Annotated in this window: 17 protein-coding genes and 1 CRISPR repeat array; of the genes, 6 read left to right on the top strand and 11 right to left on the bottom strand. The window is 65.2% G+C overall.

All coding sequences use genetic code 11. From position 1 onward, the window contains the following. Window positions 1-25 precede the first annotated feature (25 nt). Window positions 26-589: a nitroreductase family deazaflavin-dependent oxidoreductase gene (locus D5S18_RS25790; protein WP_158607962.1), complete on the top strand. Its 564-nt coding sequence runs from the start codon at window positions 26-28 to the stop codon at window positions 587-589. Window positions 590-715: 126 nt separating this feature from the next. On the opposite strand, the gene D5S18_RS25785 is transcribed toward D5S18_RS25790, so the two are convergent. Next, complete coding sequence (locus tag D5S18_RS25785) at window positions 716-1,624, bottom strand: ADP-ribosylglycohydrolase family protein (RefSeq protein ID WP_120043688.1); 909 nt, start codon at window positions 1,622-1,624, stop codon at window positions 716-718. Window positions 1,625-2,033: 409 nt separating this feature from the next. After that, window positions 2,034-2,615: a GNAT family N-acetyltransferase gene (locus D5S18_RS25780; protein WP_120043687.1), complete on the bottom strand. Its 582-nt coding sequence runs from the start codon at window positions 2,613-2,615 to the stop codon at window positions 2,034-2,036. A 432-nt stretch (window positions 2,616-3,047) separates the two neighbouring features. On the opposite strand from D5S18_RS25780, the gene D5S18_RS35915 reads away from it, so the two are divergent. Continuing rightward, the gene (locus D5S18_RS35915) at window positions 3,048-3,722 is read left to right on the top strand and encodes a cupin domain-containing protein (protein WP_239004001.1); all 675 of its coding nucleotides are present in this window, start codon (window positions 3,048-3,050) and stop codon (window positions 3,720-3,722) included. Window positions 3,723-3,824: 102 nt separating this feature from the next. Next, window positions 3,825-5,495 (top strand): serine/threonine-protein kinase, encoded by a 1,671-nt coding sequence (locus tag D5S18_RS25770; RefSeq protein ID WP_239004000.1) that lies wholly within the window; start codon window positions 3,825-3,827, stop codon window positions 5,493-5,495. On the opposite strand, the gene D5S18_RS35030 is transcribed toward D5S18_RS25770, so the two are convergent. Then, window positions 5,492-5,668 (bottom strand): hypothetical protein, encoded by a 177-nt coding sequence (locus D5S18_RS35030; protein WP_158607961.1) that lies wholly within the window; start codon window positions 5,666-5,668, stop codon window positions 5,492-5,494. The genes D5S18_RS25770 and D5S18_RS35030 overlap by 4 nt on opposite strands. A gap of 1,335 nt (window positions 5,669-7,003) precedes the next feature. Between D5S18_RS35030 and D5S18_RS25760 the strand changes: the two genes are divergently transcribed. Continuing rightward, complete coding sequence (locus tag D5S18_RS25760; RefSeq protein ID WP_120043684.1) at window positions 7,004-7,384, top strand: DUF1304 domain-containing protein; 381 nt, start codon at window positions 7,004-7,006, stop codon at window positions 7,382-7,384. A gap of 152 nt (window positions 7,385-7,536) precedes the next feature. On the opposite strand, the gene D5S18_RS25755 is transcribed toward D5S18_RS25760, so the two are convergent. The 4 genes from D5S18_RS25755 to D5S18_RS25740 all read right to left on the bottom strand — a co-directional run bounded on the left by D5S18_RS25755 (window position 7,537) and on the right by D5S18_RS25740 (window position 12,704). Then, entirely contained in the window at window positions 7,537-9,240 is a 1,704-nt protein-coding gene (locus D5S18_RS25755) for a HEAT repeat domain-containing protein (RefSeq protein WP_147404169.1), read from the bottom strand. Then, on the bottom strand, window positions 9,221-10,639 hold the full coding sequence (locus D5S18_RS35025; RefSeq protein WP_158607960.1) for a pentapeptide repeat-containing protein: 1,419 nt from the start codon (window positions 10,637-10,639) through the stop codon (window positions 9,221-9,223). The genes D5S18_RS25755 and D5S18_RS35025 overlap by 20 nt, the downstream gene beginning before the upstream one ends. Before the next feature lie 429 nt (window positions 10,640-11,068). Beyond that, window positions 11,069-11,887 (bottom strand): alpha/beta fold hydrolase, encoded by an 819-nt coding sequence (locus tag D5S18_RS25745; protein ID WP_120043682.1) that lies wholly within the window; start codon window positions 11,885-11,887, stop codon window positions 11,069-11,071. 28 nt (window positions 11,888-11,915) lie between these two features. After that, window positions 11,916-12,704 carry an alpha/beta fold hydrolase gene (locus D5S18_RS25740; protein WP_120044059.1) on the bottom strand — a complete coding sequence of 263 codons (789 nt, stop codon included), beginning with the start codon at window positions 12,702-12,704 and terminating at the stop codon, window positions 11,916-11,918. A gap of 116 nt (window positions 12,705-12,820) precedes the next feature. Between D5S18_RS25740 and D5S18_RS25735 the strand changes: the two genes are divergently transcribed. Together D5S18_RS25735 and D5S18_RS25730 are read left to right on the top strand one after the other, a co-directional pair. Next, entirely contained in the window at window positions 12,821-13,705 is an 885-nt protein-coding gene (locus D5S18_RS25735; RefSeq protein WP_120043681.1) for a LysR family transcriptional regulator, read from the top strand. Between the two features lie 384 nt (window positions 13,706-14,089). Next, window positions 14,090-14,464 carry a hypothetical protein gene (locus D5S18_RS25730; protein ID WP_120043680.1) on the top strand — a complete coding sequence of 125 codons (375 nt, stop codon included), beginning with the start codon at window positions 14,090-14,092 and terminating at the stop codon, window positions 14,462-14,464. 1,397 nt (window positions 14,465-15,861) lie between these two features. Here D5S18_RS25730 and D5S18_RS25725 read toward each other — a convergent pair. The 4 genes from D5S18_RS25725 to D5S18_RS35450 all read right to left on the bottom strand — a co-directional run bounded on the left by D5S18_RS25725 (window position 15,862) and on the right by D5S18_RS35450 (window position 20,736). Continuing rightward, on the bottom strand, window positions 15,862-17,298 hold the full coding sequence (locus D5S18_RS25725) for a tyrosine-type recombinase/integrase (RefSeq protein ID WP_147404167.1): 1,437 nt from the start codon (window positions 17,296-17,298) through the stop codon (window positions 15,862-15,864). A gap of 565 nt (window positions 17,299-17,863) precedes the next feature. After that, window positions 17,864-18,407: direct repeats of the CRISPR family, unit length 37 nt; unit sequence GTTGCGATCCTCGCTGGACGCGAACGTCCAGCGCTAC. A gap of 206 nt (window positions 18,408-18,613) precedes the next feature. After that, window positions 18,614-19,051 carry a YbaB/EbfC family nucleoid-associated protein gene (locus D5S18_RS25715; RefSeq protein WP_120043677.1) on the bottom strand — a complete coding sequence of 146 codons (438 nt, stop codon included), beginning with the start codon at window positions 19,049-19,051 and terminating at the stop codon, window positions 18,614-18,616. 61 nt (window positions 19,052-19,112) lie between these two features. Then, window positions 19,113-19,418: an immunity protein CdiI family protein gene (locus tag D5S18_RS25710; protein ID WP_120043676.1), complete on the bottom strand. Its 306-nt coding sequence runs from the start codon at window positions 19,416-19,418 to the stop codon at window positions 19,113-19,115. A gap of 7 nt (window positions 19,419-19,425) precedes the next feature. Next, window positions 19,426-20,736, bottom strand: coding sequence for a WXG100-like domain-containing protein (locus D5S18_RS35450; protein WP_203236911.1), 1,311 nt, complete (start codon window positions 20,734-20,736; stop codon window positions 19,426-19,428). Between the last annotated feature and the right edge of the window lie 52 nt (window positions 20,737-20,788).

Genomic DNA, 20,788 nt, shown 5'->3' with positions numbered 1-20,788 from the left:
ATCCACTCGCGATGAAGGAGTCACCGTGGTCGCGCACGAGGAGGTACCGAGCCGCTGGCCGGAAGTCACCTGGGGCCGGGCGGGGGGACCACTGGCCAAACTCATCCTCGGCTTCGCGGCGACACCGGCGGGAACATGGCTCAGCAAGAACGCCGCCCCGCTCGATTGCTGGTTGATACGACGCAGCAGGGGCCGCTTCACCCTATTCGGTCCGATCGGCGCGACTCTGCTGCTGCTGACCCACACCGGCCGAAAGACGGGCCGCCGGTACACCACACCGCTGCTCTACCTGCCCGACGGGAAGCGATTGATCATCATCGGCAGCAACTACGGGCAGGACCGCCAACCGAATTGGGCGATGAACCTCCGCGCGCACCCTGACGCACAGGTGACCATCGCCGGACACGACATCCCGGTGACAGCGACCGAAATCCTCGGCACCGACCGCGATACCCGCTATCACGAACTCGCCGAGCACCTGCCGATCTACCGTGTCTTCGAGAAGCGCGCGGGACACCGCGTCATCCCGATGTTCGCGATCACCGCCCGCGAGGTTCCCACACACCCCAACGAGCGCGGCCTGCGATGAACCCGAGACCGCCTCGCAACACCACCGACCGGCGGAGCCCGCATCCGATCGCGGTCTACCAGTCGTTGATCGCGCACCCTGCCGATGACAACGCCGCATACGTGTTAGCTACCGGACTGTCGGCGATCACGAATCCCGTGACCAGGGTGGCAGTGGCTCTCGTGCCGACAGCCACTGCTCGGGTATTCCACAGATCCTGCCTCGGGCACCGATTCCGGTGTGCGCCGCCACGATTCCACCGACGATCGCGGCGGTTGTGTCCGCATCGCCACCGGCCTCGATGCACGCGGTGATAGCTGCGGGATAGTCGTCGAGAAAGGTGGCGGCGGCCCACAGGGTGAACGGCACGGTGTCCTGCGCACTGACCGCTGCTCCGTTGCCGAGTTCGTGCGCGGCTTCGGCAACCGACCGACCCAGCAGCCTCCGAGCGCGGCGGACACCTGCCGCGGTCCGTCCGTCGATCAGATAAGGCTCGACCACCTGCAGCAATTCGCCCGGCGGGCAGGGATTTCCACGAGTGGCCGCAGCATGACTCGCCGCGACAGCGACCACCATGGCGCCGACAATCGCTTCGGGATGCTGATGTGTCACCTCGGCCGACAACGCGGCCTGCGCTGCGGCACGGTCGGGATCTCCGGCGAAATGCGCACCGAGAGGGGTGACACGCATCGCGGCTCCGTTGCCCCAGGAGCCGCGCCCGCCGAAAACCGCGCCCGCGGCGTCGGTCCAGGGACGCCCGTCGCGGATCTCGTGCAGCACCACGACCGTGCCTGCGCCGTAGCCCCGGTAGGGTTCGCAGCGGTCGGCGAAGGCCGCTGCCAGTGCGTCGCGGTCGATATGCCCTCGGTCCCGGACCTCCAGGTATACCGAACAGGCCATCTCGGTATCGTCGGTCCACTGCCACGGCGGCGCGGGCGGTCGACCAGCGAGAAGATCGGGCAGGGAACGACCTGGCACGAAGAACTGAGCACCCAGCGCGTCGCCGACCGACAGACCATCGAGACTGTCACGAACGACCTCGGAAACCATTGACATATCAGTGTCATAGTGCCACCCGCAGCGACCAACCGCGCAACCCGATCACAAGGTGACCATCGGGCAGGAAACACCACATGGCCCACCACCACCGGATGGGAAACCTATGCCGTGTTCGTCGATCAAGTGCTGATAGAGCCGGGGCAGGGGTGTTGCGCTGTTTGCGCGGGGCATCCAGATCCGCGAGCAGAATGGTCGAGCAGGATTTGCCGGATCGCCGGCGATGATGGCGGCCGTCGCGTGCGTAGTGAGCCGAGGACATCGAGGGGGCGCGGTGCAGGACGATGTATTAGGGCACCCGGAACCCGCACCGGCCGTGCGGAATCCGGCCACTGCGGTCACCGACGACGCAACTCGCCGGTTCCTCGCCTGCTCGGCGCATTCCCACGATGACGGGTAGGACTCCGGATCAGCCGCCGGAGGGGGGCGAGAGTGGGAGGTCGACGATGAGTACGTCGAAGCGTGGGGCGCCGTTCCAGGTGGGTTGGAGTGTGCCGACGCGTCGTGCTCCCCAGTGCCGGTAGATGGCGTACGCGGAGTTGGTGGGATTGACCAGCCAGGTGACTCGCTGCTCGTGGCGGTCGGCGAGCAGGCCCCGGAACAGTGTTCCGGCGATGCCGCGGCCGGTGTACAACTTGTCGACCATGAGTTCGCTGAGCCCGAACGTTCTGGTTCCGTCCTCTACGGCGAATTCACCGGATTCGGGTTGTCCCGAGTCGAGGTCGAGGCCGGTCCACCACGTGGTGTCGGTGGCGAGCGGCCAACCGAATATCTGGCCGACCGGTTCGGTATCGATGGTGGCCAGGACCATTGAGAAGCCCGGCATGGCCGAATAGACGTCGAAGCGGTCCATGAACGCCTCGGTGGACTCGAACGGGTTGCCGGTGGCGATGGCATCGACGTATCCGCGGGCCTGCACGTCGGCGATCGTGCTGCGGATCGTGCGGGCCTGTTCACCGGAAAACGACTGTAGAACAACTTCTTTCGCCATCGGACCTCCTCGGACTCGAATCGAGAGCCGATCGTAGCGTGCTCGGAAGTCGCAGTGACGCGCTTCGCTCGTCAAGCGACGAACCGGCGTGTGCTCCCGCCGAGCACATGCTCCTGCCGCTGGTCGTTCCACAGGTCGCGTCTCCACCTCGAGGTGGAGCCACACGACCCATCGCGACCCCCACACGGGAAGCCCGCTGCTGAACGAGGAGTCAGGCCGGATCGTGCTGTCCGATCTAGACGGGACGGGGTTCGGCCCGACCGCGTGGGCTCGCGACCGAAAGCCCGGCTCGAGGTCGGTAAACGTGCATCGGGGCAGAGTCAGAGACCGAACAGCACCCCGGGTGGAATCCGGACACCGGAATCAGCACCTATCCAGCTATCGCGGAGTATCGTTCTGGCCGGGGTGTCTTTCTTCAAAGGAGTCCCAGCTATGACCAGGTTTGTTCAGGCGATCGAGTTCACGACCACCCACATCGATGAGTTCAACGAGAAGCTCGATGCCTGGCTCGCCGCGACGGCGGGCAAACGCACAGCTCTGCGCGGTATGGAGACCAAGGATCGCGATCGTGCGGACACGTATCTGCAGATGGTCGAATTTCCCTCCTACACCGAGGCGATGCAGAATTCCGATCTTCCCGAGACGACGCGGTTCGCCGAGGAAATCGCCATACTCTGTGACGGCCCGGCGGTCTTCCGCAATCTCGACCTGCTGCGCGAAGACGATATGTCCGACGGTCAGGCACGGAGCCTGGTCGTGCGAAGTTTCCACACCCCGGACGAGACACGGCCATTCGAAGCCGGAGCAGGCCGCATGGACCTGGTGGAGACGCCACACGGTCCGGTCGGCCGCGCCGTATTCGAACCGGGTTGGCAGTGGTCGCGACACGTCAAGCCCATCGCCGGAACCGACAGCTGCCAGGCCATGCACTCGGGCTACTGCCTCTCCGGCCGGATGCGGATCCGCATGGACGACGGCACCGAGAACGACATCGGCCCCGGCGACTACCTGTTCTGCCCACCCGGCCACGACGCCTGGGTCCTCGGTGACGAGGCCTGCGTGATGATCGACTGGTCCGGCGCGGCCCGGTACGCGAAGCCGAGCTGACCGCGCAGGTCCAGTACGGGTGTCGGCCGGTGACTGTGGAAGGTTCAATGCGGGGAACGGGTGGCGGTGGTGGTTTCGGCTAGGCTGCGCGTGGTTTTCGGCTTGTCTGAGGAAAGGGGCTTGGTGGAGCGCGGGGATGTGTTCGCCGGATACAGGATCGAGGGGTTGTTGGGGCGGGGAGGGATGGGGGAGGTGTACCGGGCGTGGCATCCGCGGTTGCCGAAACTGGTCGCGCTGAAGCTGTTGAATCGGGATCTGTTGTCCGACACAGAGGTTCGTGCCCGTTTCGAACGCGAAGCCGATCTGGTCGCCCGGCTCGAGCACGTCGGTATCGTGGCGGTGCTCGACCGGGGAGAGCAGGACGGCCGGTTGTGGATGACCATGCAGTACGTCGACGGCCACGACGCGACCCGTCTCGACCAGGGGGCCACGGCGGTCGGGCTGGTCGTTCATGTCGTCGAATCCGTCGCCGCCGCACTGGATTACGCCCACGGGCGAGGGATGCTGCACCGGGATGTGAAGCCGGCGAACATCCTGCTCGAACGCCCGTCGACGGCCGGGGTGCCACCGCGAGTGTTGTTGGCGGACTTCGGGATCGCGCGGCTGCGTGCCGACGCGGCACGGTTGACGCGGACCGGTGTGTTCACCGCGACCCTGACCTACGCGTCGCCGGAGCAGATGACGACGGGGCGGGTGGTGCCCGCCTCGGATCAATACTCCTTGGCGTGCAGCCTGTTCCGGTTGCTGACAGGGGGCGGTCCGTTCGACGCGCCCGATCCGGTGCAGATCATCACCGGTCATCTGCAACTACCGCCGCCCCCGATCACCGCCGTACGTCCCGACCTGCCTGCGGGACTGGACGCGGTCTTGGTGCGCGCGCTGGCCAAACGCCCCGAGGACCGATACCCGTCGTGCGGGGAGTTCGCCGCTGCTGCCCGCGCGGCGGTGTCCCGCCCGGAGACGACGGTGCCGGAGGCGATCTCGGCCAGGTCCGCACCCACCGTGCTCAACGTCTCTGCCCCGCCCGCGCCGACGGTGCGGGCATCCGACCCAGCCCCGGCTCCCGCGTCGCCGGCTCCGGTCGGGAAGACGCCGACGAAGGGTTCCCGATCGCGGTCGCGGGCTGTGCTCGCGGCGGCGGTGCTCGCGGTGGTGGCCGCGGTCGTGGTGGTGGCCGCGACGTCGACTTCCCGCGACGGCGGCAGTGGCGCGCCGGCCGCCGCGAGGTCGACCACTCCCGATGCTGCTGCCATCCATGCCTCCTACGCCGCGGCGGAGTCCGCCAGATCGGCGGCGAATGAGAAGATCAACGCGACCAGGGCGTTGTTCCCCACCCTGCTGCCGCAAAACGACGACGGGAACTTCATGGGCATCGCGCCATCGGGAGCGGACTGCACGGGGTTGGCCGACGGTCGCGCCGCGAACGAAGATTTCCTCGGCCATATCGACGCGGTGGGGCGCTGGGTGTGCAACCAGAGACTCCCTGGCGCGGTAGAGCGCCGATACATCATCGCGGTGTTCGCCACGGCCACCGCGGCGCAGGCCGCGGTGAACACACTGGCCGCGCGCCCGACCCTGATCGTCAAGGACGAGACGGAGACGTTCGTGCGTACCTGGTCCGATCCCCTGCGGACCCATCCGCCGTCGGATCTGCGGGACGAGAAACTGGCGGTCACCTTCGCCCCCGATTTACCCCGCGCCCACATCGTGATCTACGCCCACCAGCACGACTATGAACCCCTGCTGCCGTGGTGGAGACAGACCACCCTCTAGACACCCGGCCGCGACGGAATCGGACCCGACGGTGTTCCGGCCGTGCCGATCTCGCGTCCGGCCCGAAATCCGTCGGAGTCTTCTTCGTGGCCGCCATTCGCCATGATCGATGCACACGCGGGTTCCTCCTCCTCCTCCTCCTCCTCCTCCTCGCGCGGATACCGCCCTGGCACGCCCGAACCCCCGACTACGCTCCGCGACCGGAGGGTTCGACGAAAGACGTTGCGCGCGTCCGACGGTCGGCGGTGCCGCGCTCCGATGCCACCCGGCCGCGTCGCATCGGCGTGTCCGGACACCGTTCACGGTCCGGTGTCGCCGGGTGCCCCTCCGTGCCGGCTCCGATGACCGGTCGGTGCGGTCCGTCGCGTGGCGGGCAGGCACCGACGGCGGCGAACCCGCCGCGACCCGCACCGACGGTCGGCAGGCTCCCCGAACTGGTGCATCTGTGGTTGACCCGCCACGGATGGCGCGACGCAGCCGAGGGTCTGCAGTGCCCCGATCACCCCTGACCCGGTGTCGGCTCCATGCGCGAAGTTCTTCGGGGATTGTCTCGCACAACGTTTCGGGTTTCGAGAGCCATGTCTGTCTCCCGATCGAAACGGCGGCATTCAGGACGGTTCCGGCGTCTGCCCTACGGTCCTCAATTACGGTGGGGGCGTGGTCCTACCGAGCGATTAGAGATTTCGCTTCTCTAGCCGCGTCGAATTCTGCGGGAACGCGGGATGTTTCAACAGCGCTGGGAACGACAACCCTGGTGTGTTCGCCGAATGCGAAATGTCTGCCTCGGTCGTCGAGCGCGATGGATCATCACGTGTACGAATACGCTCGCTTCGCTACAGGACTCGCGCGGCGCCGAAGACGATTTCCCCACGGTCCGAGCGGCTCTGGCCGATGTCGTGGCCAGGGGCAGACACAAGCCAATTCCTCGGAAACCTCAACGGGGAGTTGATGCGATCGCTGCGCGAAGTGGGCGTTGACCTTCCGCGACGAGTCACCCGAACAGATCGGTCCCCGGCTGCTGCGCTCGGTCGACCCGGCCGTCACCCCCGGCCGCCGAACTCACCTCGAACAGGTTGATGGCGTGCGAATCATCAACTGGGACACCGACGAACCGAGCGCGATATCGACGGCATCGAACGGATGCGTTTCATCCGCGACGACATCGCCATCAGGCCGCGTTCCCGGCCCTGTCCGACGATCATCGCGCGGACCGCCCCTTCGATCGGGTCGTCACCAAGGTCGTGCACTGCCGAACCGCCACCCCACCGCCTCGGGTGTGGGTCTGCTGCCACGAGCCGACGCTTTGCGCATCGCGATCGATAGGCGGTGGACGTGCTGCGTCAATTGGTTGTTCGGTTGAGGGGCGATCCGCACCATCGGCTACAGTTCGAGCCCGACAGCGATCGGCCCCAGTTCGCGCACCGGTGGCAGTGTGTACGGGGCTGCTCCGAGTAGCATGACGCGGACTTGCCTCCCTGTAACCGGGAGGCTTGCTCAGTGGAGGTCCGATGCTCGGAGTCGTACAAACACTGGCCGCGGCCGCTGGGGTCGTGCATCTCTACATCTTCGTTCTCGAATCTGTCCTGTTCACGCGACCTGCGGTGTATTCCAAGGTTTTTCGCGTCTCCGAGGCCGACCTGGCCGCTGTCCGGCCGTGGGCGTTCAATCAGGGTTTCTACAACCTGTTCCGCGCGATCGCCGTCCTCTCGGGAACGGTATTGCTACGAGTGCGCGAGGAAGCAGGCTGGGCGCTGATCCTGATGGGTTGCGGGTTGATGGCCGCAGCCGCGATCGTGTTGGTCGCCCGCGACCGCGGGTACGCTCGTGCCGCGACCATGCAGGGCACCTTCCCGGCGCCGGCGCTGCTGGCAGGCCTGGCGAATCTGTGAGTCGGTGCCGCATCTCGACGACCTCGGTCGATGACAGGCACGATCGTCGTGTCCGCCCCCGAAGGCAGCCGCAGACACACCACACCCCGTGCTCGCTATGACTGAGGGGTAGGACTAGAACCGTCCGCGAGGTCGCTGCCGGCCGCGAAACCTTAGATGGGCAGAGCGCCATAGCGTCTCGTGTCTGGTTTGCCTGCGGGCACGGCAAGGACGCCGGTGCCTTGGACACGGGTATGTGATCCCAGCGCTCTGGGGTTCACCGAAAGTCGCGAGGCCACCACGAGTGACCGGAATTCCCATACCAGCGGCTCGTCGTCGATGTCGTCGGTCACTTCAGCCCTGGGACGGAACGCGAAATCGGGGCGAGAGGCTTTCAGCGAGGCCATGAGTTCCGCTATTTCCGATGCGCGGGAGCGCGGCCGCACCAGTGGGGCTCCTCCCTGGCTGTTCTCGTTTATCCAAGCCCGAGTTTCGTCGATGGTCGGGTGTGATCCGGATTCGGTTGCGGGGCCGATCCGTACGCCGCCGTCGATATCGAAGTCGTAGTAGCAGGAACGCACAATGTCGCCGTTCGCGGCGATGCACCATCCGCTCTGGTCGAAACATCCACCGTCCTCGGATTCGAGGTACCAGTGCGCGGCGCCGAAGTGGCGGCTCAACTCGGCGCAGCGGCGATGCGCGGCCGCGAACTCGACTTCGTCTTCGGTTGGGTTCTCCTCCGCGGCGAGCACGCTGCTGTCAGCGAATACCAATGTCCACCCGTCCAGGACCGGTGTGACGAACACCTGCCCGTATTGACCGGTGACGCCGTAGCCGAGGTACTCGGGCAGCGGCCGCCATGGACCGTTCCGCTGCCAGGGCGCGAACCCCATCCGCATGGTGACCGGCATCGGGTCCCGAAGATCGAACGCGGCCAGCACTGCCGCCTGGTCGGTCGTTGGCACCGCATACCACTCGCCCTGCGGAGTCACCGGCTGCGGTACTTCGCCGGGTTGCTTGACTCGAATCAGCCGCTGCGCCAACATTTGGTCGGCCGGGTCCAGTTCGGTCCAATCCAACTCCGCCAGCGCGCTGATCGCTGCGCGCCGACCCGGCGTCCGGGTGTTCCGTATCGCGCGCAGTAGCGGGGCGACGCCGGGGCCGAGGGCGGCCAGGAACCGCACTGCGTTCTGCCGCACGGACTTCAGGGGGCTTCCGAGCAGCGTCACCAGCACGGCGACCCGTTGATGGAGGTCGGTTGACACAGCGGGCGCGGGGAGCACGCAGGCACCGCTGTGACCGTCGATGGCGAAGCCGGGTAGGCGTGTCCCAGTCGGTAGCCCGAGCAGACCGGCCAACCGATCGAACACGACCTGGTCCGGCGCCTCGATCAGGTCATCGACGAAGAGTTCCAAGGAAAACTTGTCATCACAGAGGTCTTCGCTCAACATGTCGGCGCAATCCGACCAAGCGTAGGAATACTCCTCGTATCGCAGCACCTGCGTCAAAATGGAATTGATGTAGCCGGGCCAGATCGCCAGCCGCTTCAAGCCTGCTCGGCGGACCTCCGGATCCCGATCGGTCACCTCAGCGAACACCCTGTCAAAAAAAGCATCGGACACGCCCGGCAACGCTACTGCACAGGCACATTCGAAAGGCAGGCCCGAATCCCCTGCCGGGACAACCTCACAGCCCGATACAGCAGGCTCGGTAGTCGAACCGGGAACGCGCGTTGAGCGATGGCTGCCGACAAGCCCGGAGGCATTCCTCTGGATGCGTCTACCTCGCCGACCTAAAGGGGTCGCTGATGCGGACGAGCCGTTGTGGCAGACTTCGCCGGCGCCGGCGGGGTCTCCATCATGAGGTTGTTGTGGCACGTGGCCAGTCCTGCGGCTCGATATTCGCCGGTTTCTCGCCGACGCCTCGACTCCAGTCGAACTCCGGCTCAGGCGGACTCCACCGTGCGGGACCGTCGAAAACCACTTGTTCGGAGCCGAAGTCAGCGTCCAGGAAAGTTGTCCGGCCTGTGAATGTGGCTCCCGCGAAGTCGGCAGGTCCGTCGAAAACGGCTTCGGCGAACTGCGCATCGCCGTTGAGCTTCGTCTCTCGGAACCCGGCGCGCCCGTTGAATATCGCCTTGCCGAAGTCGACCGCATGGCTGAACGTGGCCTGTTGGAACTCCGCGTGACCATTGAACGTCGTCGCATGGAAGACCAGGCCGCCGTTGAAGGTCACCTTGTCGAAGCGAACGTGGCCGTTGAACGTGGCCCTGTAGAACCCGGCATTGTTGAATGTCGCCTCGCGGAGCTCGGCGTGACCGTCGAAAGTCGCTCTGTAGAACTCAGCGACGGCTCTGAACGTCGCACCTCGGAACTCGGCGCGGTCGTTGAATGTGACTTCGCTGAATCGGGTGCGGTCGCAAAAGGTCGCGCCGTTGAATACGGCGGGACCGGTGAAGGTCGCCCTGTCGAACCCGGCGGGGCCGGCGAAAGTCGCCTTGTCGAACCGGGCAGGGCCGGCGAACGTCGCCTCGTCGAACCACGCGAGGCCGGAAAAGGTTACGGCGTCGAAGACGACTCCCTCGAGGTGCGCGGTGCGAAAGTCGAAATTGCTTGTCGACCAGCAGTATTCGGCTTCAGTCAGCAGATGGTCCGCGATGACGCGGAGGATGGTTCGGCGAACCTCCCGATCGTTTTGCCGGTACTCGACGTGCTCCTCGGTTTCACCGCCTTCGGCACGGGGGATGGTGGTCACGAGCTTGGTGCGGCCACTGCTGCCATGGTCGGGGACGTAGGGCAGGCGCAGGTAGCCGCAGAGGACGTCGATGCATTGCTGACGACGCAGGCCATCGGATTGGTCGGCGGCGCCCGCCATCGCGTACACCCCCGCGATCCGCACCGCGACATCCGCCGCCCCGAGCTGGCTTGCCGCCGCACCGAAGCGTTCCACGAATCTGCTCTGCTCGATATCACGCTGGCGGCGGTAGGCGATCACCAATGCCACTACCCCGCCAACTCCGGCGACGATCGTCAACGCGACACGGGTGATATCTATCGGTGCCGCTTTCGCTTCGCTGGCCGGTATGGCCCAATGCAGGAGCCCGTAGGCCCCAATAGCGACCACGAGACCCGCGCTGAGCGCGAATCCGACGGCCGGGAATAGCTCGAGCCGGCCTGCGCGGCGGTTGATTGTGTTGTAGCGCTTGCCCACTCGCGAGAACAGCATGCTCGTTGTCCTGCGCGATTGTGTGCCGATCGTGCGCACTCTGTCCAGCATCGCTCGATTGTGACCGATGCCGACGAGCCCCGCACGGAGCGCGATCGGTGCGGCTGTCGGCGCCGACAGCCGTTGACAGACGAGATCGGCAAGGAGTGGGGGGAACGGCTCCGGGCGAAATCGCGGACCCATCCGCGGTGGGGATGGTGCAAAGCGCACGTGCTGTGCCGAGGGCCTGACCGTCAATCGCAAACGCACCCGGCGGCTCTGGCGGGACGAGGGTTGAGAAGACCCGTCGGGGGTGCGCAAGAAGCGCCGGGTCGGACCCGGTCGCCATCGGATCGGGATCGGGCGTTGGTGGACCCTTGCACGAACCGGCCTGGTCGATCCTGCCACCGCATTTCGAACGCCGCGAGGTTTCCATCGGCACCTGCGGACGCGCGTTCGGCACGAACTGCATTCATTTCTCTGGCAGGTCCGGTGTTGATGTCAGCTTGGGGGGATTTGTGGGTCCAGGAACCCGATGATTTTGGCGTGGAAGCCATCCGGATCCTCACCCGGTGCGCCGTGTCCGGCGTCGATTTCCGCGTAGCGGGCGTCGGCAATGGCGGCCAGCAGTTGCTGTTGCTGTTCGGCCGGGATGAGCCGGTCGTGGACGCTGGCCAAGACCAGGGTCGGTGCGGTGATGCGGCCGAGCAGTTCGGTCACGTCCACGGTACGGTTCACCTCGGTCTGCCGGTCGGCGCCGGGCGCGACGGCGTCCGTGAGTTGCTTGACCACGGCTGTGTTCTGCTCGGCGCTGACTCGCGTCCAGTAGCGCGGGCCGAAGGCCATCAAGGGCAGCAACTGTGCGAACGAGTTGGTGCCGTGTCGAGCGTCGTTGTGCAGCAGGTCGATCCAGTATCGAAACTCCGCGTCCATGCGGGTGTCGGTGCGTACCCAGCCGGCATGCATCAGCAGTGAACGCACGCGTTCGGGTGCGGTGGCGGCCAAGTGGGCGGCGATCACCGCGCCCAGTGAGTGGCCGACCAAGTGGAACCGGTCGAGCCCGGCATGATCGGCGACGGCTCGCACCTCCGCTGCGAGATCGGCCAGGGTGAGCGGCCCGCCGTGGTCGACGGTGCCGCCCGAACCCGAATAGTCCAGAGCGACGACGGTGTAGCGATCGGCGAGCTCGGTGGTCAGTGCGGCCCACTGGTCGCGACCGGCCGCCGTGCCGTGCACCAGAATCACCGCGGGGCCGGTGCCGGTGCGATCGTAGGCCACGGTGGCCGGCCCGCCGCTGAGTTGAACGGTGGTTGTGGGCATGGCGAATAGTCCCTATCTGTCGAGAGTTTCAGGCGTCGGCCGCATCGGTGGTGAAGCCCGCCACGGCGATCCGCAACGCGGCATTGAACTCGGCGGGCTTCTCCTGCTGCGGCATGTGTCCCGCGCCCTCGATCACAGTGACCTCGGCGCCCGGAGTGTGGGCAGCACACACCCGCGCCACCTCGATCGGGATCTCTGCGTCCAATGCGCCGTGCACGTAGTGGATCGGGGTGCGCAACTCGGGCAGTCGCGGGCGGGGGTCATACTCGGCAAAGACATGGAACTGCTCGTCGATGTACACGCCCGCATCGAGGATCTGGCGCACGGTCCACTCGATCAGCGTCGGACTCGTGCCCGGCGCGAACCAGTTCGGCACCCACTGAGCGGCGAAAGACACACGGTTGTAACGCATTTCGTGAATGACCTCCGCGAGCGGCATGCCCTGCGCCGGCCAATATGCCGGACCGTCCACGGCGATTACTCCACCCAACAGATCCGGATCGGCCAGCGCGAGCTCGGTGGCGAAGGTGGCGCCGATCGACACACCGACGACGATCGGCCGCTGGAGCCCGAGCTCTCGAATGAACGCCACCAGGTCCGCGACCACGCCTTCCAGCGTATTTCCTGCCACAGGCCGATCCGATCGACCGCAGCCCCGCCAGTCCAGGGTGACCACCCGGAAATCGTGAACCAGCTCGGCTTGCTGAGCGCCCCAGGTCCGCCCGCTGGTACCCCAGCCGTGCAGAAACAACAGCGGCTGCCCGGTGCCCTCGTCCTCATAGTAGAGCTGGGTGTCGTTGATGGTGCGGTAAGGCATTTCGCCGTTCCTTCCGTGGTGCTTGGCTGTCAACTCCAGGAAACCGTGATCGGAAGCGAGGAAAAATGGCCGGAACCAGCTGGCATTGATCACCAGAACTGATTAATCTTGCGGCGGTGGAGTTACGTCAGTTGCAGTACTTCTTGGTGGTGGCCGGGGAATTGCACTTCGGCCGCGCCGCCGAGCGCCTGCACATCGTGCAGTCCGCGGTGAGCCAGCAGGTCAACCGGCTGGAACGGGAGCTGGGGGTGACGTTGTTCGAGCGCACCACCCGCACCGTGCGCCTCACAGAAGCCGGGCGGCGGCTGCAACCGCACGCCGAACAGGTGCTGAACGCCGTGACGCAGGCTCGACAGGCCGTCGAAGATCTGCGCATCGAGCGCACCGGAACCATCCGATTGGGGACCAGTACCGGGCTCGGCACCCGGCTGGAGAAGCTGCTCGTCGAGTTCGCGCGGCTTGCCCCGGACGCCCATCTCGAACTTGCCAATGCCGACGCCGACGAGCGAATCAAGCGGGTGCGTTCCGGCGAGCTGGACGCGGCCGTGCTGCGCGGTCCTCGCGACGAGTCGGACCTGGAACTGCTGCCGCTGTGGTCGGACGCGCTCGTTGCGGCGATTCCGGCTCGGCACGATCTGGCTGTGCTCCGAGAGATCGACCTGGCCCGGCTTGCTGAGCTGCCGTTACGCCTGGTCGCTCGCTCCCACAATCCCGCGCTCTACGATCTGGTCATCGGTTGCTGCAGGCAGGCCGGCTTCGAACCGGTGCTCGGCCCGGAGTTCACCACCGATCAGGACACCCTGGCCGCCGTCGGTTTCGGGCAACCCAGCTGGACCGTCTACTACGCCACCATGGCCGTCCGCTTGACGTTCCCCGGAGTGGTGTTCCGCCCACTGCGCAACCCCGAACCGGTGATGCCGAGTTTCCTTGCGGTACGGCCGAACCCGCCGCGCGCGGAGTTGCGCGCGTTGCTCTCCGCCTGCCACGCGATAGACAGCTGAGCGGAATCGCAACGACACACGGCCATTCGCCGGAAGTGCGGATATGCGGCCGGCCGGCCGGTGTCACCTAGGAATAGGTTGACGCGTTGGCGCGGCTGGTGCGGGACGCGGAGATACCTGTTCATACCGATGCGAACAGGAGCGGGGCGACTGACGAGCGGATCGCTTATTTCGAAGGCACTGCTGTGCACGAATATCGGTGTTTTCATTCCTCCTGACGGCCGGTTCAAGCGAGACCGTGAAGTCGCAAAGTATCTCGGAATCAACGGCACTGTTCCCTGGAAGGTTCAGATGTGTTGCGTGCCGACGTGTTGTGATGCGCTGCATGGAATCTGGTGTCGGTGATCTGCCAGGGGGAATGGCTGCTGTATTGGACGTCGCGGGATGTTTCTCCCACAGCTGGACGACTGGGCCGCGATCGACAGCCGTGACCGTGCGCTGAGTATCGAGCCGGGGACGCCGATCCTGATCGACCCGGGTGGGCGTGTCGATGCCTGGCCGGCGTATTTCCTGCGCCGGTCGAAGGTCGGGTTCCTGGCCGAGGAGTCCAAACGCGCCTACGTCAAGGACTACCGACTGTTCTTCACATTCCTGCGTGAGCGTGAAAAGTGTTGGCAACATGCCGATTACGAGGACGTCGACGACTGCGAGTCGTGGCGGCGCCGGTCGCCGGACAATCCGCGCCGCATCGGCGGCAACAAGTGGGCATGGTGCGCGTACCGTCCCAGAGTGGCGGGGCCGGTTCCGCATCGGCGGTGACCGTGGTCGCGGTTGTCACAGCGAATAACACCAGCAGGGGCACACGGGGCAGGGCACGACGCATGGACGAACTCCCATCCTTTCCGAGGGGCGAGTGGCCAGCGGGCGGCTCGCCGGTCACACACGACCGGAACACATCGTGACCGGTGTAAACACCGTTCCCGCAGTCCACAAGCAGAGCGAGTTGCCGTTCACCTTCCTCTACAACGACAGATGCGCACCGTCGGCGTCAACCGAATGAAAATCGACAAACTGCACTGTAACGCTGCAGGTCGACAAGTGTCGGCTCCGTACACGCGGGGATGGTCCGCACCCACATCGTCGGACCACGACCGCGATTGGGTCGGCTCCGTACGCGCGGGGATGGTCCCCGCGATGGGCGCGCAATGCTATTCCAGCGCATGCCGGCTCCGCACGCGCGGGGATGGTCCAGACAATCCGGCCGCGTGGCGGCGTGTCAACGGTCGGCCCCGCACGCGCGGGGATGGTCCTCCACCGAAACCGGTGCGCCGGTGGCGGATTCGGTCGGCTCTGGCACGCGCGGGGATGTTCCTGCTCAGCTGCTACCGCAATGTCGCCGGATCAGTTGGCCCTGTACGTGCCCCGGTGGCCCCGGTCATCCGTACTCGGTCTCGGTCAATACCCACTTTTGCGTGTTGCACTCGCCTAATACTCCAGCCGGACTTCATGATCAGGTGAGGCGGCGGGATCGTCGCTGGTAACGGCTGGTGTGGGCGCGGTGTTGGTGCCGTCAGCGCCAGATCGACCAGTGCAGTCGGTAACTGATGGTGTGGATCGGTTGCAGCAGCAAGTCCGCGAATAGATGCCGGATTTCGTTGCGGGTGATAGGAGGTTCTCTTTATTATTTCAGTATCCACCACCCGTGTTGCCGGCAGTGAAATACCCTGATGTGCCGGTAGTAGGAGCAGGGGAAATAGGCTCTATAGTGTCGCACACTGTAGACGGTTCATTTGCTCGGCTGGTCATCCGATCTACCAGTAGATAAAACCCGCCTGAAAGAACCGTCAACGCGATAACAGCGGCTAGGACATACTTGTACACGGTTGGTTAGGTTACTGCCCGTGGTGTATGCGGCGCATCTGCCAATCGAAATTATCCGGCTAACCATCGGCATCGGCATCGGCATCGGCATTCGGCGCTGGGGTATCTCACTCCGTCCGAGTACGCAGCCCGCTGCGACCACACCCACCATCCTGCGGCCTGCGGCATCAACTGAATCCGGACGAAACAACTCGGACTCAAAGACCGGGTGGTCCCGTCATCGGGGACCGGTCAGAATCGCTGTGCCGCACACCGACTCCGGGCTGATCGGAAGCCGGCAGTGGCCGGGCTGGATTTTCATTTCGTCGCACCTGTAATGAAATGAAAGCGGCCGGTCATGCGGTGGCGAGCAGGTCGCCGGCCTCGTTCTCGGCGACGTGGTCGACCGCCTCGTCATACCTTACGAACATGGCCGATCGTACGAGGCCGCGCTCGTCCATCCAGACCGCCTCGAATCCACCGGCGACGCGCTCGATCTCGCCGAGTTGCCCGAGCCGTACGAGCCGTCGTCGCCGTGCCTGTTCCAGGTCGAGGATGTGTGCACGCAACCGCGGCAACCTGCCCGCGATGGCCTCGGCGCTGGCCGCGCTGGCCGCGGCGGAGATGTGTCCGTATCGTGCGTCGGTGATGGCGATCGATGAGTGTCCGGCGTCGCGGCTGACGACCCAGATCGGTTCACCGTCCTGTAGGCGCCAGCTGATGCCGGTGTGGCGGCTGGTGTAGGGGGTGAGTTTCTTGGCGGCCATGCGTTTGGCGAGGTGTCCGAACCGTTGTCGCAGAACGTCGAAGGGCAAGCCCTCCCATCCTTTTCGGCCGGCGAACGGATCGGCATCGTCGGTTGCGAGTGCGCGGAGGCGGTCCATCATCGGTGCCCAACCCTCGTCCCAGAACCTGATACTTGTCACCGGTCGGCCGGTGTGCCCGACGAACAGCGGTGCGCTGGTGTCGCGGTCGAGATCCAGGCGCGCAACGGTTTCCAGCGGCACGAAGGTCGTGCGGATGCCGCGAGCGGATTTCGGGTCGCCGAGTTTGAGCTTGCCGTTGGCCCATTTCCATGCCTTCGTGATCGACGCCGCGCCGGTGAGCGGGCTGATATCGCCGACGGTGAGCGCGCCCTGCTCGCCGGGGCGGCACATCGACATCACGCCGAATTCCCACCACGGCCGCCAATGCGGCGTCAGTAGCGCGTCGATCAGCTCGAACTCGAGTTCGTTGAGGTGGTCGACCTCGCGTGCGATTCGCTTGGGCAGCTTCGTATCCGCGCAGGGGTTCCACGGGATCAGGGGTGTCGGTCGACGCCGGGCCGCCGCGGCCATCGCCGCGCAGAGTAGGCCGTGTTTGTTGGCGATGGTTTTCGGTGAGTTGCCGAGTTCGTGCGCGAGCCATTCCACCCACGCGACATCCATATCGGGAGTGACCGCGTCCACCGGAAGATGATTTCCGTTGAAGAACGGTGTGATCGAGTGGTCGATGATGCGCTCGTATTTTCGCTTCGTTTCCGCCTCGACGGATTCGCCGAGCAGCTTCACGTGGCGGTGCAGCCACGGCGTCAACATGACCGCCTCGGGCACCGCGGCGAGTTGCGCGGCGAGTACGCGCTCGGCCTCGACCGGGCCGACGCGATCGACGAGTTTGGCGAACCGAATCGCGGCGGCGTGGTCGTCGAACGACTGGGAGGTTTGGACGAGTGTGCCGTCACGTTCGATGCGGTAGCGCACCTGTGAGTAGGTTGTGCCGTCTTTGCGGACTCGTACACGGGGAGTTGTTGCCATGGGGCATGGGTCCTTGCGTCAGGCCGAATCCCCTCAGATTCCCTGTGTGTGGACCGCTGTGTGGACGCAGAGGAGGCGAAACCTTGCGATCAAGCCCCTGACCTGCTGTTATTCTGTGTCCGGAGGGGGACACATCCGTTAAACACACGGATCGACCTGCGGAAATGATCGATCCATGGGGGAGTGGACGCAAATGGCGGACGCGACTGCTCGACCGAAGCTGAGGCCCGGTCCGGCGGGGGCGGAGCTTGCCGCGGCCGGCCTCGTCCGGCGACGCGCGTTGCGGATCCTCGCTGGACGTGTACGTCCAGCGCTACGACCTGGCTGACACGTGGTTTGCGCTGGCCGGTCTCGTTGCGATCCTCGCTGGACGCGGACGTCCAGCGCTACCACCGCTGCCGCCGCCACCGGATTGACACCACAGGTTGCGATCCTCGCTGGAAGCGGACGTCCAGCGCTACTGCCGGATACGCCGGTCACGTCGTCGTCTCGGTGGTTGCGATCCTCACTGGACGGCGGACGTCCAGCGCTACCACTGCGGCAACCGCGTACGTTCACCGGCTGGTGTTGCGATCCTCGCCGGACGCGGACGTCCAGCGCTACGCAGTCGACGGCCCGATCACGGGCCACGGTCGACGACGTTGTGATCCTCGCTGGACGCGGATGTCCAGCGCTACCAGCGCCAGCGAGTGGGACGCCTTCATTCAGGGCGCGTTGCGATCCTTGCTGGACGCGAACGTCCAGCGCTACTTCAGCCGCGAGTACATCGCCAGGATCCGAGACGGTTGCGATCCTCGCTGGACGCGAACGTCCAGCGCTACTCCGGCCGACGCTTATCGAGCGTCCAACAGATCATGTTGCGATCCTCGCTGGACGTGAACGTCCAGCGCTACCCATCCGGGGTGGCGGTGAAGCCCATGCGCTCCATGTTGCGATCCTCGCTGGACGCGAACGTCCAGCGCTACCTATAGGTGTCGTAGAATTCGCCGGTCTCCTCGTTGTTGCGATCCTCGCTGGACGCGAACGTCCAGCGCTACGACCCGGTGGCCTTCAAGAACACCCAGCGGGTCAAGTTGCGATCCTCGCTGGACGCGAACGTCCAGCGCTACCCTGGTTGAGCTGCGCTTTTCTCCTTCCCGCGATGATCCGGCGGTGTTCGATGTGGTCGTGGTGGGGCGAGTCGGCTGGTGGCTGGTTCGGAACGTTCCTGGTATTCAAGTCGCACTTGGGGTTCCGAACCGGGTCCCGGCACGCGGGTTTCGGTCGAGTCGACGCTCGATCCCCGCCGGTTCGGGCTGCGGACGAGACGTGCGGCCTATCGTCGGTCGTTCCATCCGCCGTAGCGGTTGCGGTTGTGGAAGTAGGCGTCGTCAGCAGCTTGGATCTCGTCTTCGGTCATTTGTTGGCTGTCGAGATGCCTTTGAGGGTCGGGGATTTTGCGTGCTCGCTGGAGTTGGTCGCGGATATGGGGATCGGATTTCGCGGCGAGGTTTTCGATCTGTGCTCTGGCGTCCGCGCGGGCGTTGCGATGGCAGTCGAGGAGGGTGGCGGTGAGTCGGCTGCTGGTCCATTGCATAGCGCCGGAAGCGATTTGCAGGTCGGTGATATTTCCGTCGGCGTCGACCTCGACCCGGACACCGTTGGCCTCGGCGCGGCCTCGTACGGTGGCGACTTTGGTCGCCAACTGGTAGCCGCTGGACTGGAGCGCGGCGAGATCCTGCCGCAGACGATTTTCCCATTCCTGCAAGTCCACTACGCGTACCCCTTGCGGTCCCTGGCTGCTGTGCCTGCCCGGCTGGGCGTGTGCCGTCGGGTCATTCCGAGCCGTTGGAGTCGAAGTTCACTGTCCAGTCGTTGCCGAGTTCCGAACGCAGACGATCGGCGAGTTGTCGACCATCGGACCAGAAGGCTTGTTCGGCTGTCGGTGATTCGAACTTCGGATTGCCGGGGTCGTTGACGAGGTCATAGGTTGAATCCCATCGATCCGCCCATGCATTCAATGCGTCGGACAGGGTATCCGAAATCCCCAAAGAGTCCGGCGACGCATTCTCCAATACTCCGTCCCGCTCTACCCAGGTCGGATACATTTGAATTTCCGGTCGTAGTTCCAGGTGATTCATTGTGCTCCTATGATACCGGGTTGGCTCCGACGATGAACCCGTTGCTGCCTACTGTCACAGCGACTCTGATCAGCGTCCCGTTGTGCATGATCTGGTATATCGGTCGGTCGCGACCCGATACGCCTACTCGTTCTCCTTGGGTCACTGCTTTCATGACGACATCTGCGATCTCGTTCTCGGGGATTCCTTTGTTCGCGAAGTCGTTGGCATGGGAGAGTACGTGTTGGAGTCCGGCTCGTGGGTTTCCTTGTTCGAGGAAGATGATCTTTCCGTCGGCATTCCGTCCGATCCGGACGAGTTTATCTGGATCGAACTTGACCCCCGCTTGCTGAAGTTCATGTATCAGCGCTTCGCGGTCCGCGTCCGTCGCGGCGGGGCCGACTTTCGTCCCCGGAGGGCCGTCGCCACCTCGCCCCAGTTTCGTCTTGGCCGTTTCGACCCAGGTTCGGACCCGTTCGAGCAGGGGCTTGAGCCGCTCAGCGAGTGGGGTGAGGGTGCCGGTGACGATCTTCGCCGCTTTGGTGGCGAGTTCGCCGATGATGGCGGCGATGCGACGTGCCTTGGCGGCGACGCGAGCGACCAACGCCGCATTGCCCACCCATTCCGACAGGGTGCCGGTGAACGGGGCGAGTACGGCGAACCCGACCTCCCAGGCAGTGGCTTCGAGGGCGAATTCCTTCAGCTCGTTGAGGATCTTGTGGTGTGCCTCGTCGAGATGGGCGGCATACTCGCCGCACGCATCGCCCAGCGACTGGCAGGCGTCGGCGAGCGAGTTGAAATCGGCCTGACGATCGTTGCAGGTCTGGACGGTGACTTCGATCTCGGGTGATTGCTGATTGTCGAGTAGGCCAGTAGCGTTCGGCACCGCCTGGGCGATTGTCCGGTAGTCGCGGGAGGCGGTGTGCCACGCCTGTTTCATTGCCTCCAGTTGGTCCTGGTGGCCGTTCGGCCATCCGAAACCGACCGCGTCCTTGATGATGGACCACCCGAACGGCTCGGGGATGCCGCCACCGAACGCGGAGGGTGCGTTCTCGGGTGGGCAAGGGTCCAGTAACAGTTGCGGTGCCGGTGGTGGAGGGAGATCCCGGTGGTCGGCGGTGGTTTCGGCGGTCTCGTGGTTGTGGGCGCCGATGACGATGAGGTTCCGTGTCTGCCCGCAGGCCGTGGCCAGTTTCGCCGATGTCGAGATGGCCTGTTGCGCGGCCGGATCGTAGGCGGAGGCCCACTGTTGACCGACACTGTCGTCGCCTGCCATACCTGCGTACGTGGCGAGCACGATCCCCAGCGCCGCGTGGGTCGTGACAGCATCGGTCGACATCTGCCCGAAAACCTCTCCGGCCGAATGGTATTCATCACCCCGGACATTGATG

Origin of the sequence: Nocardia panacis, from assembly GCF_003598715.1 — a bacterium.
Taxonomy (GTDB): domain Bacteria; phylum Actinomycetota; class Actinomycetes; order Mycobacteriales; family Mycobacteriaceae; genus Nocardia; species Nocardia panacis.
Note: the sequence above shows the minus strand (reverse complement) of the source record. Positions and strands in the feature narration are given on the sequence as shown.